Origin of the sequence: Cytobacillus sp. NJ13 (assembly GCA_030348385.1) — a bacterium.
Lineage (GTDB): Bacteria > Bacillota > Bacilli > Bacillales > Cytobacillaceae > Cytobacillus.
In genome coordinates this window covers 32,993-46,921 of the sequence record JAUCFP010000006.1, presented here as the reverse complement: position 1 = coordinate 46,921, position 13,929 = coordinate 32,993, and the positions used below count along the sequence as shown (strand labels likewise).

At 42.1% G+C, this 13,929-nt stretch carries 18 protein-coding genes; 7 read left to right on the top strand and 11 right to left on the bottom strand.

The annotated features are described in order from the left end of the window. Positions 1-8 precede the first annotated feature (8 nt). The 3 genes from QUF73_00275 to QUF73_00265 are packed head-to-tail and all read right to left on the bottom strand — an operon-like array spanning position 9 to position 3,807. Positions 9-569: a 4Fe-4S dicluster domain-containing protein gene (locus QUF73_00275; protein MDM5224640.1), complete on the bottom strand. Its 561-nt coding sequence runs from the start codon at positions 567-569 to the stop codon at positions 9-11. Continuing rightward, positions 570-2,738: a molybdopterin oxidoreductase family protein gene (locus QUF73_00270; GenBank protein MDM5224639.1), complete on the bottom strand. Its 2,169-nt coding sequence runs from the start codon at positions 2,736-2,738 to the stop codon at positions 570-572. It abuts the gene before it with no gap. Continuing rightward, the gene (locus QUF73_00265; protein MDM5224638.1) at positions 2,725-3,807 is read right to left on the bottom strand and encodes a hypothetical protein; all 1,083 of its coding nucleotides are present in this window, start codon (positions 3,805-3,807) and stop codon (positions 2,725-2,727) included. The genes QUF73_00270 and QUF73_00265 overlap by 14 nt, the downstream gene beginning before the upstream one ends. 250 nt (positions 3,808-4,057) lie before the next feature. Between QUF73_00265 and QUF73_00260 the strand changes: the two genes are divergently transcribed. Together QUF73_00260 and QUF73_00255 are read left to right on the top strand one after the other, a co-directional pair. Beyond that, the gene (locus QUF73_00260; protein ID MDM5224637.1) at positions 4,058-4,189 is read left to right on the top strand and encodes a hypothetical protein; all 132 of its coding nucleotides are present in this window, start codon (positions 4,058-4,060) and stop codon (positions 4,187-4,189) included. Continuing rightward, on the top strand, positions 4,186-4,386 hold the full coding sequence (locus QUF73_00255) for a hypothetical protein (protein ID MDM5224636.1): 201 nt from the start codon (positions 4,186-4,188) through the stop codon (positions 4,384-4,386). Before QUF73_00260 ends, QUF73_00255 begins: the two co-directional genes overlap by 4 nt. 285 nt (positions 4,387-4,671) lie before the next feature. On the opposite strand, the gene QUF73_00250 is transcribed toward QUF73_00255, so the two are convergent. Beyond that, positions 4,672-4,986 carry a hydrolase gene (locus QUF73_00250; protein ID MDM5224635.1) on the bottom strand — a complete coding sequence of 105 codons (315 nt, stop codon included), beginning with the start codon at positions 4,984-4,986 and terminating at the stop codon, positions 4,672-4,674. 160 nt (positions 4,987-5,146) lie between these two features. Between QUF73_00250 and QUF73_00245 the strand changes: the two genes are divergently transcribed. Beyond that, positions 5,147-5,659: a DUF3231 family protein gene (locus tag QUF73_00245; GenBank protein ID MDM5224634.1), complete on the top strand. Its 513-nt coding sequence runs from the start codon at positions 5,147-5,149 to the stop codon at positions 5,657-5,659. 70 nt (positions 5,660-5,729) lie between these two features. Here QUF73_00245 and QUF73_00240 read toward each other — a convergent pair whose 3' ends face one another. Together QUF73_00240 and QUF73_00235 are read right to left on the bottom strand one after the other, a co-directional pair. After that, positions 5,730-6,137 (bottom strand): VOC family protein, encoded by a 408-nt coding sequence (locus tag QUF73_00240; GenBank protein ID MDM5224633.1) that lies wholly within the window; start codon positions 6,135-6,137, stop codon positions 5,730-5,732. Between the two features lie 113 nt (positions 6,138-6,250). Then, entirely contained in the window at positions 6,251-6,532 is a 282-nt protein-coding gene (locus tag QUF73_00235; GenBank protein ID MDM5224632.1) for a hypothetical protein, read from the bottom strand. 226 nt (positions 6,533-6,758) lie between these two features. On the opposite strand from QUF73_00235, the gene QUF73_00230 reads away from it, so the two are divergent. Then, positions 6,759-6,938: a hypothetical protein gene (locus tag QUF73_00230; protein ID MDM5224631.1), complete on the top strand. Its 180-nt coding sequence runs from the start codon at positions 6,759-6,761 to the stop codon at positions 6,936-6,938. Between the two features lie 37 nt (positions 6,939-6,975). Here the strand turns inward: QUF73_00230 and QUF73_00225 are convergent, their stop codons facing one another. Beyond that, positions 6,976-9,105: a penicillin-binding protein 2 gene (locus QUF73_00225; protein ID MDM5224630.1), complete on the bottom strand. Its 2,130-nt coding sequence runs from the start codon at positions 9,103-9,105 to the stop codon at positions 6,976-6,978. Between the two features lie 184 nt (positions 9,106-9,289). Between QUF73_00225 and QUF73_00220 the strand changes: the two genes are divergently transcribed. Beyond that, complete coding sequence (locus QUF73_00220; protein MDM5224629.1) at positions 9,290-9,751, top strand: DinB family protein; 462 nt, start codon at positions 9,290-9,292, stop codon at positions 9,749-9,751. A 183-nt stretch (positions 9,752-9,934) separates the two neighbouring features. Here the strand turns inward: QUF73_00220 and QUF73_00215 are convergent, their stop codons facing one another. Next, a complete protein-coding gene (locus QUF73_00215) occupies positions 9,935-10,600 on the bottom strand; it encodes an SOS response-associated peptidase (protein ID MDM5224628.1) in 666 nt (221 codons plus the stop codon). Positions 10,601-10,702: 102 nt separating this feature from the next. Between QUF73_00215 and QUF73_00210 the strand changes: the two genes are divergently transcribed. Beyond that, positions 10,703-10,861, top strand: a complete 159-nt coding sequence (locus QUF73_00210) for a hypothetical protein (GenBank protein MDM5224627.1) — start codon at positions 10,703-10,705, stop codon at positions 10,859-10,861. A 28-nt stretch (positions 10,862-10,889) separates the two neighbouring features. Here QUF73_00210 and cdaS read toward each other — a convergent pair whose 3' ends face one another. After that, a complete protein-coding gene (cdaS, locus tag QUF73_00205; GenBank protein ID MDM5224626.1) occupies positions 10,890-11,489 on the bottom strand; it encodes a sporulation-specific diadenylate cyclase CdaS in 600 nt (199 codons plus the stop codon). Positions 11,490-11,618: 129 nt separating this feature from the next. On the opposite strand from cdaS, the gene QUF73_00200 reads away from it, so the two are divergent. Beyond that, the gene (locus QUF73_00200) at positions 11,619-12,215 is read left to right on the top strand and encodes a class I SAM-dependent methyltransferase (GenBank protein MDM5224625.1); all 597 of its coding nucleotides are present in this window, start codon (positions 11,619-11,621) and stop codon (positions 12,213-12,215) included. Between the two features lie 39 nt (positions 12,216-12,254). On the opposite strand, the gene QUF73_00195 is transcribed toward QUF73_00200, so the two are convergent. Further along, entirely contained in the window at positions 12,255-12,992 is a 738-nt protein-coding gene (locus QUF73_00195) for a TPM domain-containing protein (GenBank protein MDM5224624.1), read from the bottom strand. After that, positions 12,989-13,567 (bottom strand): LemA family protein, encoded by a 579-nt coding sequence (locus tag QUF73_00190; protein MDM5224623.1) that lies wholly within the window; start codon positions 13,565-13,567, stop codon positions 12,989-12,991. The genes QUF73_00195 and QUF73_00190 overlap by 4 nt, the downstream gene beginning before the upstream one ends. Positions 13,568-13,929: the final 362 nt, after the last annotated feature.

Here is a 13,929-nt window from a genome sequence, read left to right as displayed (position 1 = left end):
AATCCCTCCTAAAACAGCTTTGTAATCCCCTGCAGGATTCCCGGCAGATTTACCTTTACATTTGTTTCGCCTTCAAGGTATGGCATGCTTGTTACCCATTTGCCGTTATCAAGGTTAAATTGCTTTTTCTTGTTTTCAATTTCTTCATCTGTCAGCCATTGCAGTGTATTGGATGGACATACACTCGCACACATAGGAGGAATTCCATCTTTAGTACGGTCAATACATAGGTCGCATTTGTACATTAAGTTCTGCTCTTGATCAAATTTTGGTATGCCATATGGGCAGGCAATTGTACAGTTCTGGCAGCCAATACACTTTTCCACGAGTGCAGATAACACAGCGCCTGTCTCATGAATTTGAATGGCCTGGGCCGGACAGCTTCGGGCACACGCCGGATTTTCACAGTGAAGGCACATGAGAGGCATCGTCTGCCGGTTCACAAGAGGATTTACATCATACACATAGTTTCTGTTGCGCTCCTCATGCCCCCCGCATTGTGTACATGCTGCCAGACAAGAACGGCATCCTATACAGTTTTCAAGTTCTAAGTACAGCCTCTTCTTCATTTATTGCACCTTCTTTAATTCGACTTTTTCCAGCTGTGCAGCACATGCCTTGAACTCAGGCATTCGGGATATAGGATCTAACGCTGCAATTGTTAAAAGATTAATAGAATCTTCATGTCCAAAATGGTATGGAACAAAGACGGTATCCTTGCGGATGGCTTCCGTAATTTTGACTTTATAAATGGCCTCGCCTCTTCTTGTAAATAAACGGACTCTTTCTTCATGTTCCATATTATATTGTGATGCTGTTTCCGGGTGGATCTCCACAAATGGTTCAGGGCACATATCATGAAGGAATGGAATTCTTCTAGTCTGGTTGCCAGATAGGTAATGGTAAACCACCCGGCCAGTTGTTAAACGGAGCGGATAATTTTCACATGGTTCTTCCGCTGGCGGGCGGTATGGCAGCGCGCATATTTTTGCTTTGCCATCCGGATGATAAAATTTCTTATCAAGGAACATATGTGGTGTCCCTTCATCATTTTCATTTTTGCATGGCCAGAAAACTCCATCCTGCTTATCGATTTTATCCCAGGTAGCTCCATAGTAATCAGCATAGCCGCCCTTGGTAGCCAGTCTGAACTCATCTGCAACATCTCGTGCCGTTTTTAGGTGAGAAAAGTATTTTCCTTTTCCTAAGCGCTCAGCCAGCTCCACTTGGATCTGCCAGTCCGGCTTCGATTCCCCAACAGGTTCCTGAGCTTTATTGATTTTAATAATGCGGCCTTCAATATTCGTTACTGTTCCTTCATCCTCTGACCATGTGACAGCCGGAAGAACAACATCTGCAAATTCTGCCGATTCAGAAAGGTAGAAATCGGAGCATACCATGAAATCCAAGGTTTTAAATGCTTTCCTGACAAAATTTTGATTTGGTGCAGATACAGCAGGATTCGAACATAGAAGGTATAAACCGCGAATCGTTTTTTGCTCCATCAGCTCAATCATTTCATAAGCAGATACACCAGGCTGCGGCATTTCTTCAGGTGTGATTCCCCAAACACGGCATACTTCTTCAACATGTTTTGGGTTTGTAATTTTTCGATAGCCTGGAAGCAAATCTGATTTTTGTCCATGCTCTCTTCCGCCCTGGCCATTACCCTGGCCAGTGAATGTGGCTACTCCGGCTTTCGGACGGCCGATCTTTCCAGTAACAAGCGCCATATTGGTGTAGGCGGAAACATTATCAACACCCTTATGCTGCTGTTCGACACCTCGTGCAAACATGACAACTGCATTTGGAGCTTTTCCGTATATTTCGGCAGCGCGGATGATTTTTTCCGGCGCCACACCCGTCAGCATGCTTGTATATTCAGGTGTGAAATCTTTTACAAGTTCCTTTGTTTCTTCAAATCCGTTCGTGTGTTTATTAATGAACTCTTCATCTATATAGCCCATTTCAATCAATTGATTAACAATCCCGTTTGCAAGTGCAAGGTCTGTTCCCGGCTGCAGGTCAAGATGAAGGTCAGCTCTTCTGGCAATTGGCGTTTCCCGGGGATCAACTACAATGATATAACCGCCTCTTTCCTGAACGTTCCAAATGCGGAACATGGAAGTTGGATGGCATTCAGCTGTATTGCTTCCAGCGATAAACAGGCAGTCTGTTTCATGAATATCTGTCCAAGGCAATGTTGACCCTCTATCCACTCCGAAAGAACGGAGGAATCCGCCGGCAGCGCTTGACATACAGAAACGGCCGTTATAGTCAATATATCTTGTTGCAAGAGCGACACGGGCAAATTTACCTGTCAAATAACATTTTTCATTTGTCATTGATACCCCGCTGAAGACGGAGAGTGAATCTTTTCCGTATTCTGTTTGAAGCTCTTTGAATTTTTTTGCAATTAAATCGTATGCTTCATCCCAGCTTGCTTCACGGAACCCTTCTGTGGTTCCTTTCAAAGAAGCATCATCCCGGATCAGCGGTTTCAGCAGGCGGTCTTTGTGATTGGTCTGCTGGTAGGCGGTAACCCCTTTGGGACACATTTTCCCGACCGTAACCGGCCAGTCATAACGGGGCTCGACCCCGATGATTTTATTTGTCTGTGTATTAACCCTCAAGTTCATTCCGCATTGCATGCCGCAATAGCTGCAGTGTGTTTTTATCAATTTTTCATTCGGATGGTTTAGATTCTCAATTTCTTTAAAAAACTTATCCCTTTGCATTCTGGTTTGCCTCCTTGACCTTCACTTCATGAGTAGGGAATCCGGAAAATTGTGCAATCCGGTATTTTCTTCTGCAAGGGAGGCACATTTCTGCAAGATGATGTCCTTCCTTTGCTTTAAATTCAATATCGTTCACGCCGAGTACATCGACGACATCTTTTGATTGTTCTGATGAAACAAACTGATCTCCGCAAACCTTACATTCCTTCATGCCCTGTTCGGCATAATGTTCTCTGTAGTTTCTTGCCAAAACACTCATTGGGCGGAAAGGAATATGTGCAAGCTTTCCAAATGGCAGGTAAATCAGTGTAATGATGACTGACCACTGATGAATCAGTGACATTGCCGGCTGTCCCGCACCGTGTAAAAAGATGTTCATAAAGGTTAAAGCCAACCCTGTGATGCTGACTAGAAGCAGCATATAAAGAGGCATGAAATCATATAGGAAATTCTGCTCTGCTCTTGCCTGCATATTTTTCAGACGGCGGTACAGCGCCATGCAAACTCCAGCGATTACCATTACTGCTGTAATATTCAGCGCGTTATAAGAAAGGTTGGCAATGATGCCATCCGCAGGGACAGTCATTACCTTCATGCCCATTGCAATAATGTTGTAATGGCCATTGTTATCCATCGTAAAATACATCCATCCGAAAACGAGAGGGAATGTAACGAAGCAGGATAAGATGCAGCCCCAGCCGATTAGCACGTGCTGAGTCCATCGGTAAATTCCCCTATTCCAGATAAAATTGTAAGTTGCAAGATGCTCAACAGACGTTTTTGGCGTTGACTTTCTAAATAGCAGCTTCAATCCTTTTTTCAGGATAAGCTTTGTTGGCGGCCTTTCACCCCAGGCAATGAACCTGTAGAAAAACCCTCCAATAAACACAATCGTTCCGACCATATATCCGTAAAGGTTTAAATCAACATGTGTAAACATTCTAGTGCCAATAAAAGAAAGAATAGCTAATGCTGTAACAGATAAAAACATCGACTTGGCAAAATGAGATGCAAACGCATTGTTTAATGTGTTTCCTGTTTTTTGATTGACTGCAGCTTTTGCCTGCATATTAACTCCTCCTCATTCACAAACAATTACCTTAACCTTATTGTAAAAGCGGGAGGAGTTTTTCAATATCGGGGAACTTCCCCATTAGAGGGGGGGAAATTCCCCTATCTTTAAGAAAGGATATTAATTGCTTTACAAATGAGCATGCTGCAGAGAATGTGCCAACTAAAAAAAGACCTTTTCAAAGGTCTTGTGAAAATATTGAAACTTTTTCCAAATTCCTGCGTATTTCTATTTAGGAGGCGTTATTATGAAAAAAAATATATTTTTATTGTTCATTACACTAGCTGCAGAAACTCTGATTACCCTGCTCGCTTCACGTGCTTTTCAATCCGATTCATCGAAATCATGTTTTTTTCAGGTGTGGCTTTTACAGCTTTGACCGTATGGTTTTCGGGCAGCGGCGGTATGGTGACGAGGTTTATAGACAGCAGAGCAAGTGCCATGACTGGATTCTTATCTACAAGGGAGGAGTTCAGCTTCAGACCTAATTATGCTGTTCTCGGTTCGGTTATCTTTTTACTTATTGGCCTTCTTTTCTTTATTTTACTGTTAACAAATGTGATTCCTCCAATTTAGGCATTATGGTACAATCATGAAAAGGAGTTGGTAATATGGCTAAATCAGCTGCGAAGAAGTTAAGGGAAAAAGCGGTACGTGAGGGAAAAAGAAACCCTGAATGCAATCGAAGCCCATTTGCGTATGCGGACATGCGCACAAGAAAAACAAAAACCAAAAAAGAACAATTATACAGGAGCAAATATAAGAGCCGTTATTCTGATGAAAACAGAAGAGACGGTTCTTTTTTTGTGTTATCTTTTCAAAAGCAGCCAGTCCGATTAAAGACCAGCTGCATTTTTCCGATTATAATATTCCCATCCCTTCTATATGTCTCCGGGCTTCGTCATCACCAAGATCATAAATCATTTTATAAATGCCTTCCATGGATGCATCATATTCATCATTTTTTGATTCTTTGTGGTACTCCAGGAAAGGGACATGTGCACGGGCAAATGTTTTAAGATCTGCATCATAATTCTCATTAATGTATTCATTTAACTGAGCTAATTCTTCGTCTGTGGCAAAAATTTTAAACTGCCATTCGGCTGCTTCAACTGGTTCTGTGTAGATCTGCGCATTTTCAATATCTATATAATATGTTTTTTTTGTTTGGTCCATTGTTTTTCATCTCCTCTATCTTTTATACGGTATTTACCACAAATTGAGGAAGTTTAATCTTTTAATATTCAATGACATTTTAAGACGCTTGTTGGGCATGATATAGCTGTGCATTACAAGGAAGGTGGCACAAAAAATGAATCTTTTCAGGAGGTATACAATGGGTATTTTAAGCGGAAATCCAAAGGACGAACCTATGCATTATGGCGAAGTTTTTAGTACGTGGTCTTATTTGCTGACAGGAAAGGGAATGACTTCTGCATACCAAACGTTGCTTAGCCACTCTGGTGACGAGGACTTGAAGAAAATGCTTGAAGAAGCCATCCGCCTCGGTAAACAGGAAGAGGAACAAATTGAGGCTATTTTGAAGGAAAATGGGGTCGGTCTTCCTCCCGCACCACCTGACCGCCCTAATGCTTGTGTAAATGATATCCCAGCCGGTGCGAGATTTATGGACCCTGAAGTAGCTGCGAAGTTATCAGGTGACATCGGAGCAGGATTGGTTGCCTGCAGTACAATCATGGGTCAATGTATTCGTGAAGATATTGCAGTCATGTTTGGACAATTCCATACTCAGAAAGCAGCTTTAGGCCTTAAGGTGCTTCGTATGAACAAAGAAAAAGGGTGGCTCATTCCACCGCCGCTTCATCTTCATAAATCCGATAATTGCTAAGGTTTTGCTGCTAAAAGATATCATATGTAAAAAGAGGGCAGAGTCCATTATCTGCTCTCTTTCCTAAAAGTTATTTCTTAAAACTTGGGCTTAGTTCACTCCATACATCAAATAAGTTACCGTCCGGATCAGAAAACACAAAATTTCTGCCGGGATGCCCGCGATTTTCGATAGCTCCTGTATTCACTTCCTTCTCAAGAAGTTCCCGATGCAAGTTTTCGAGCTCTGTTATTCCATCGACCTCAAAGGTTAAACAAAATCGCAATCTTCCATCAGAATCCTTAAAATTAAGACTTTCCTCTTCAGGTGCTTCCAAAAGGAAAAAGCTTTGGCTTGCCATATTGATTATCGCCATTTTTCCCTTTTCATCCCTATAGCTTTCTGCTGCTCCTAGCTTCTCTGTGTACCAGTTTAAGGAATCCATTACATTTCTGACAGGTATGTAGACCGTTCCCACTCTTAAGAGTTTTTGACTCATAAATGATCCTCCTTCAAACAAATTCTCTATATTTGTAAATTCTATCCAAACGTATTAATTCCTCTTAAAAATAAAAAAACCTTAGTCCTGAATGTGACTAAGGTTCACGTATCTTACTCAGAGTATTTGCTTTCACTGGAATCAGGGGAGACCATGCCGCCGGCACCGCTGGAATTGATATCAGGTTCTGCTCCTTCAGGCTGAGATGGCAGCACTTTGTTTTTCTTTTGATTCGGAAGGCCGGAATGCTCCTTTAGATATTGATCATTTTCCATGATCGTTACCACCTTAAATCCTGTTCCTTCGAGATGGTTCTTCAATTGATCAAATACTTTTGTCTGATTATTATTCATTTCCTGATCATCATACTGAAGCTCTACATTTATTGTTTTCATGTCAGGACCTCCTTTTTACCCTATTTTCCCGAATGCCCTTTCATTAAACTACACAGAACCTTTAAAAAAGCAGAAGTTTATTTCAGAAATAATAGGTTATTTAAGAAAATAACCAGGACATGGTTCAGTCAGGAAAATACATGGATGATTTTCCTATTAATATCATTATCTATTCATCCCTGAATATAAATAAATTGTATGCCGATCAGACGAAAGGAGCAGAGGCATGTGGTTTTGGATTCTGGTAATCTTCATCCCTATTATTATTCTCGCTATTTTGGAAGAATCGATTCAATTTGCGGTGAATCGTAAGGTCTTCGGAAAAAGTGACAAACCGGTATTAATTAAACAAAAACTGCATCACTTAAAAAACAAATTCAGGTATAAAAAAAGCCATTCCCAATAAGGAAAGGCTTTTTTGTCCAGCCGCTAAAACTCATACTTTAATCAGATTCTTCTGTTTCGAAACCTTCTTCTGCCGACTGTTCCTGTTCAGGTCCGGACATCCGCTTCTTTTTCAGCTCAAAATAGGCATCTAATACTTTTCTGCCAATTTCATAATTGGCTGTATGTCCGCTTCTTCCCTGGTATGCCCATGGAACAATGACAGACATGGCGATTTCAGGATTATTATGCGGTGCATAGGCAACAAGGCTCAAGTTCATAACATCTATTAATTTATCTCCCTTTTTTTTGAGAGGACCGTCATAAAATGCTTCCGCTGTACCTGTTTTTCCTGCTGGAGAATATGGTGCATCTGCGAACCTTCTATATGCAGTCCCTTCAGGATGCTGCATCACCTGTCTTAATCCTTCTTTGACAGTGTTTAGTTCTCTATCACTTACATCTATCGTATTTAAAACAGTTGGCTGAATATCCTTCCAGATCGGGCCAAGCTCCTCCTGCTCTGTGGCTGGCTCACGGATTTCTTTTACAAGGCGCGGCTGGATACGGTAGCCGCCATTTGCAATCGTTGATATATATTGCGCCATTTGCATCGGAGTATAGGTATCATACTGCCCGATTGCAAGGTCTAATAGAAATCCCGGCAAGCGAAGCGGTCCTTCATAGCCTATTGCCTCATTCGGCAAATCGATGCCAGTTCTGACTCCGAGGCCAAATTGGCCGAAAGACTCTCTCATATCTTCAAATGCATTAGGATTCTTAAATCCCAGAGGCTGATCATATGCATACCGCGCATCCGCAATTTCAATTGCTGTTTTGAACATATATACGTTTGAGGATATGCGCAAAGCCCTTGTTTCGTTCATGATTGCCTGAAAGTTAAACCAGGATTTTTTCACCTGTGGTGTCCCTGCAATTTTCATGGGTGCATCTAGAAATGTCGTCCCGGGTGAAATTGCACCGGTTTTATAGCCTGTTAAAACAGTTGCCCCTTTTACAGAGGATCCCACATTATAAGAAGAGGCAACCGTACCCAGCGCATAATCCTGCAGAACCGTTTTGCCACCATCATCTTTGTCTATCATCTTACCTGCCATCGTCAGAACTTCACCAGTATGCGGATTCATTAGGACGACAAACGCACGATCCATTAAGTAAGTTCCCCTGGTCCTTTTTGCAGCCCAAATTTCCTCTTCCAATATTTTTTCCACAGCCTTCTGCAGATCCATATCAATCGTCAGGACAAGATCCTTGCCTCTTTGGCCTTGAGAAACCAGTTCACTTCCGAGAATTTCTCCTTTTTTTGTAATAAGCTTTTCCTTTGATTTTTGGCCATGCAGAACATCCTCATATTGCATTTCGAGATAGCTCTTTCCGACACGTTCATTTCTGCTGTAGTCCCTGGCCAGAAAATAATCCAGCCTTTCCTGAGGCAGCCCTTCATTTGTATCAGTAACCTTCCCCAGGACTGTCTGGAGCGTACTGTCAAAAGCATAAGTTCGATCCCAGTCAGTAGTTGTATTGACACCTGGAAGATATTGAAGATTCTCGCTTACCGCAGCATATTCTTTACTTGATACACCCTCATTTTTTACTATTTGCGGCGTCATTGCATAGCCGCTCGTAAATTCCCGGAAGATTGCCCGCACTTCCAGGTCCTGCTTGCTCAACTGTTTCAGATCTTCTTCTGTAATTCTTTCAAGCTGCATCTCATAAATTTGCTTATCATCCAGTTTTTTCTCTTTAAACAGCTTCCATTCCTTATCAGTTATTTTATCCCGGACAGCTTCAGGATTTTTTAGAATCCAATGATCCTTCTTATCGCGTTCTGTCACTTTATCCGTCTTTTTATCAATCAAAACGGCCAGCCGTTCTGCCACCTGAAGCATTTCTTTCTGTTTGGCATTCCGGTTGGTATATGTAATTGCACTCTTTGGGATATTATCCACAATAAGCTGATGGTTCCTGTCAAGCATCCTTCCCCTTGGAACCGGGTTAGATACGATGACATCTTCCGTCCTGTCAACTTCTTTTTTGTATGTCTCACCATTTACAATCTGGACAACGCCAAGTCTTAAAATTAGTACTGAAAATAAAACAAAAACAGCAAAAAACAATAAATTGACCCTAAAAGGCACATGGCTTTTCTTTTTCTTCTTTTTCCCCATGTATGAATCCCCCCTTATGAACACTATGTCTGTATAATAGAGATTCTTCCAAATCTTCCCCTGTTAAATAATTCCACGATTTTTGTAAAATCCCTTCCAGTCCAAAACATATTTTGAAATATAAAGGAATTTAAGGAGGTTAAGTGGAAATGTTAATCTGATTAAATTTTAGGAGGTCTTTAATATGGAAAGAGCGCAAAAATATCTGAACTATTTTTTATCGCACAGAAAGGTGACCAATGAGCTAATCAAGAAGATTAATGAAAATAACTATGACTACAAACCAACTGAAACAAGCATGGCGGCCGGCAAGCTGGTAACTCATATGCTTACTTCTTTTTATATGTTTGCCAAAACAGTAAAAGAAGGCAGCCCGTCAGTGTTTGGCGAGAAATTCGATGAAATTGCGCCAAACCTTTCTGAAGCCGCTGAAAACTACACAGAAAAAACCATTGAGATCATTTCATCATTAACAAATGAAGAAATGGATAGGAACATTGATTTGACACGGATTTTTGGAATGGAACTTACAGGCAGCCAGCTGCTGCAGCTTGCAATGGATCATGAAATTCATCATAAAGGGAATTTGTTTGTCTATGTACGGGAAATGGGCCATACGGAGCTTCCGATGTTTGTGAGCAGATGATAAGAAAAGCGGAAGCGCCTTCGGAACAAGCCAAAGTGCTTGTTCCTGCGAAGAACATCCAAGGAAGCTTTCCCTTGGTGCTCACCCCCGACACCTTGAGGGGGTAGGCGCTGGAGCTGGACAGTTCTCAAAGTTAAAAGTTCATTTTGAAAAAACGGACGCGTCTCGCGTCCGTTTTATAAACTACCTGAGCGGAGAAATTAATTCTGCCAGCTCATTTTTCGGTGAATTCACTTTATTTGATACCGGATACTTATCCATTTTTTCACCCGGATAGGGTTCAAGCAATGACTTCAGATATTCAGTGTCATTAAAACGGGGATTAATCCAGTCTTCAAAATCGCTTTCCTTTAATATCACCGGCATTCGGTCATGAACATCCCCGGTTACTTCATTTGGCCCCGTTGTAATGATTGTACAGCTCGTTAGAGGTTTTTCTCCTTTATGCCATGAATCCCAGATACCTGCAAAGGCAAACGGTTTTTCATCTTTCATAATGAACCTGTATGGCTGTTTACCTTCTTCGGTTTTCTTCCATTCATAAAAGCCATCTGCAAGGATTAAGCACCTTCTGCTTTTAAAGGGAGCTTTAAAACTTGGTTTCGAGTCGATGCCTTCCGCTCTTGCGTTTATCATTTTGTAAGCTATTTTTTCGTCTTTAGCCCAGAATGGGACCAGCCCCCACTTCATCTGCATGCCGATCCGCTGTTTGCCATCTCCAATGATGGTTAAGATATTCTGGCTTGGCGCGATATTATATCTGGGTAAAACCTCTCCCTCTGCATATTCAAATTCAAACAGCAGCTGAAGTTTTTCGATGGTTTCTGTTAGTGTAAACCGGCCGCACAATATAATCACCTCTTTTAAGTCAATTCAGCAATATAATGTTCATCTATTCCCGTATATAGCGCATATTAAAACTGCCAGCTATTTTACAGGGAGGAATGAAATATGACAAAACAAGGCAGACAAAATGCAAATCAAACGAGAGCCCAAATTGAAAAACAGGATAAACGAAACGATGTTGAACTGGGAAGCGAGTTTCAGGCAGGAAATGATAAATCTCAAAGCCAGAAAAAAAGCGGAAAGCAAATTAATAAGAAGTCATAATGACAAATCCCCCATTTTAGGGGGATTTTTATGTCCTGATTGTATACAGCTGTCCTTCCACTGCAAAAGAAATGCGGCCTGTTTCCTCTGAAACTACAATGGCAACAGCATCTGATTTTTCAGTAATTCCAATTGCCGCTCTATGCCTTGTCCCAAATTTTTTCCCCTCAATGGTTTTATTGGCAAGAGGCAGGATGTTGCCTGCAGAAATAATGGTATCTTCTTTTATTAAGATCCCCCCGTCATGCAATGGGTTTCCAGGATAAAAAATGGTTTCAAGCAAAGTGCTGCTTACTTTTGCTCCAATTGGCGTCCCATTATGAAGGTAATCGCCTATAGGCAGCCTTCTCTCCACAACAATAAGCCCTCCATGCCTTTTTTCCGATAAATGCTGGGCGCCCAATGATAAGCTCGAATATTCCTTGGTATACGGCGATAAATATGACTGAAGATAATAAGTCGAAGCAATTGTGTGAGCCTCCGTTACCGCCTTCTGCAAGTTTTCGAAATCGGATAAAATACAGCAGCTGAAGTCCTCTAGCGTTTTGGAAATAGAATGAATCTGATTGTCGATATTGTCAATATACCGATTTAAATCTTTTCGGTATTGATCTTCGCCATAAATCACCGGACTTCCTCCAATCTTAATTCATATTAGTACCTTTTCCAGTTAAAAATTATTTATCCGTTTTACGGAATAGGTTTAGAACCTCTTTAAAGGGACTAAATATAAGTATTAAACAACGAGGTGAGGGACATGTTCGATATTTTAGTAAAACAATTTGTGAAACCCGCAGGATTACTGGGGAAGCTTGCCGGGAAAATCATGTATTTTGAAAACCGCAAGATTAACAAATGGACAATAAATCAATTAAAGATTAATCGCAGGGACTCTATTTTAGAAGTAGGCTTTGGCCCTGGCTACAGCATCAGGCATATAATGGATCACTGCCGCCATGCAGAAATGGATGGAGTTGATGTATCCGAAGATATGAAGGCTTCTGCAGCCAAACTGAATGATGACTATATTCGGCAGGGGAAGGTCAGATTGTTCGTAAAAGATGTTCACAATTACTTCCCTGATAAAACGTATAATAAGATATTTTCAGTCAACAATTATCCATTATGGACAAAACCAAGAGAGTCACTTCAGCATCTATATGGGATGCTTGAGGAAGACGGAATAATTGCCATCACAGTTCAGCCACGAGAAGAAGGCGCAGATGACACCATTGCCAAAAATCTCGGACAGGTGATCAAAGCAGATATGGAAGCGGCTGGATTCCATTCTATTTCCATTTCGTATAAAGAAGCCCGCCCCGTATTAACCGTTTGTGTAACTGGAATAAAATAATGAAAAAGAGCGGGAGTTGCTCCCTCTCTTCTTCATTTATCACCAGCCGCGGCTGGCTCCACCTCCGCCGGATGAACCGCCTCCCCCACCCCGGGGACCGCCGCCTCCTCCGCCTCCCCCTCTTGAGAGAATGGAAAGGATGGCGTATGAAAAGGCTCCGCCAAAAAATTTAATGTCTAGAAACAACAATCCAACAACAATTATAATTATCAGCCAGGACGGGATGTCAATGCCCTTATCCTGTGTTCCGGCATCAGCATACTCTCCACCTAAATTCACTTCTTCTCCGGCAGCTTCCTGTACAAGCACCTTATAGGTTTCAATTACCGCTCTATTGGGCTGGCCATCCTGAAGATATGGAAGGGTAACTTCATCTAGAATCCTGCCTGCTTTTCCATCGGGAATCTCGCCTTCAAGCCCATAACCAACCTCAATCCGCACCTTCCGATCCTGCATGGCCACAACCAATAGGACACCATTATTCTCTGCAGCACTGCCTATGCCATAAGACCGGAAAGCTTCATTTGCATATTCTTCAATCGGTCTGTCTCCAGTAGTTCCAACAGTTAAAACTGCAACCTGTGCAGATGTCTTTTCTTCCAACTGCCTCCCCAGGCTATTTAATTCAGATTTTTCCTGGTCATTCAGGACGTCCGCAAAATCCTGGACATAAATATCTCCGGCAGGCTGCGGTATGGATTCATCTGCATGGACTTGGAATGCCCCCATTATTAAATTTACTAAAAGAAGGGTCAAAGAGACCCTACGAATGATCATTCTCCATTGCCTCCGAAGTCAACTTCAGGTGCTTCATTTGCCAGCGGATCCGCCCTAAAATACTCTTTTTCATCAAAGCCTGTTATCCCTGCGACGATTGCACCCGGAAAACTTTTTACTTTTTTGTTATAAACAGCAACCTGGTCATTATAATCCTTTCGGGCAACCGAAATCCGATTTTCCGTACCCGCAAGCTCGTCCATTAATTGAGTAAACTGCTTATCCGCTTTTAAATTGGGATAGTTCTCCACCACTACAAGCAGACGGCTCAAAGCGCTTGACAGCTCGGCGTTTGCGGCTGCTTCCTCTTCAGGTGACCCCGCTCCCGCCAATCTCGCACGAGCATCTGATATTGCCTGAATTGTCTCCTTCTCGTGTGCAGCATATCCCTTAACAGTATTTACCAGATTAGGAATCAAATCCAGCCTTCGCTGCAGCTGGTTCTCAATTTGGGAATAAGCCTGGTCCACATTTTCCTCTGTGCTTACAAACCCGTTATAACTGGACATCAGCATCATACCTGCTATGACTACTGCCGCAATAACGGCAATTAAAACACCCATACCTTTTTTCATTTGCGCCACTCCTGTTTCTAAGTTGTTTTGTCACTTGCATGGTATTTTTCCTTTTTTGGGCGAAAGTTAAACCAGGAGATTGGCTTGCTGATTGGTTTTTGGAGAACTGGTTAAATTTGTGAGGGTCGGCTCTTTCCGCGCGGAGTGTATGCTTTAATGCGCGGGCGGGCTTCTGATTTGCGCGGGAATGGTACTTTTGCGCGCGGTTTAAGGTGAGTTACGCGCGGGTTGAAATCTTTCTGCGCGGATAGCACGTTTTTATGCGCGGGCAGGCTTCTCTTTTGCGCGGGAATGTTACTTTTGTGCGCGGATCCCGGTGAGTTACGTGCGGATGTGCTCCTTCTGCACGGGTAGGCTTCTGG

Excerpts from the sequence above, each read along its gene's own strand:
- QUF73_00275 (MDM5224640.1), bottom strand. The coding sequence starts at position 569 with ATGAAGAAGAGGCTGTACTTAGAACTTGAAAACTGTATAGGATGCCGT.
- QUF73_00270 (MDM5224639.1), bottom strand. The coding sequence starts at position 2,738 with ATGCAAAGGGATAAGTTTTTTAAAGAAATTGAGAATCTAAACCATCCG.
- QUF73_00265 (MDM5224638.1), bottom strand. The coding sequence starts at position 3,807 with ATGCAGGCAAAAGCTGCAGTCAATCAAAAAACAGGAAACACATTAAAC.
- QUF73_00260 (MDM5224637.1), top strand. The coding sequence starts at position 4,058 with ATGAAAAAAAATATATTTTTATTGTTCATTACACTAGCTGCAGAAACT.
- QUF73_00250 (MDM5224635.1), bottom strand. The coding sequence starts at position 4,986 with ATGGACCAAACAAAAAAAACATATTATATAGATATTGAAAATGCGCAG.
- QUF73_00245 (MDM5224634.1), top strand. The coding sequence starts at position 5,147 with ATGGGTATTTTAAGCGGAAATCCAAAGGACGAACCTATGCATTATGGC.
- QUF73_00240 (MDM5224633.1), bottom strand. The coding sequence starts at position 6,137 with ATGAGTCAAAAACTCTTAAGAGTGGGAACGGTCTACATACCTGTCAGA.
- QUF73_00235 (MDM5224632.1), bottom strand. The coding sequence starts at position 6,532 with ATGAAAACAATAAATGTAGAGCTTCAGTATGATGATCAGGAAATGAAT.
- QUF73_00230 (MDM5224631.1), top strand. The coding sequence starts at position 6,759 with ATGTGGTTTTGGATTCTGGTAATCTTCATCCCTATTATTATTCTCGCT.
- QUF73_00225 (MDM5224630.1), bottom strand. The coding sequence starts at position 9,105 with ATGGGGAAAAAGAAGAAAAAGAAAAGCCATGTGCCTTTTAGGGTCAAT.
- QUF73_00220 (MDM5224629.1), top strand. The coding sequence starts at position 9,290 with ATGGAAAGAGCGCAAAAATATCTGAACTATTTTTTATCGCACAGAAAG.
- QUF73_00210 (MDM5224627.1), top strand. The coding sequence starts at position 10,703 with ATGACAAAACAAGGCAGACAAAATGCAAATCAAACGAGAGCCCAAATT.
- QUF73_00200 (MDM5224625.1), top strand. The coding sequence starts at position 11,619 with ATGTTCGATATTTTAGTAAAACAATTTGTGAAACCCGCAGGATTACTG.
- QUF73_00195 (MDM5224624.1), bottom strand. The coding sequence starts at position 12,992 with ATGATCATTCGTAGGGTCTCTTTGACCCTTCTTTTAGTAAATTTAATA.
- QUF73_00190 (MDM5224623.1), bottom strand. The coding sequence starts at position 13,567 with ATGAAAAAAGGTATGGGTGTTTTAATTGCCGTTATTGCGGCAGTAGTC.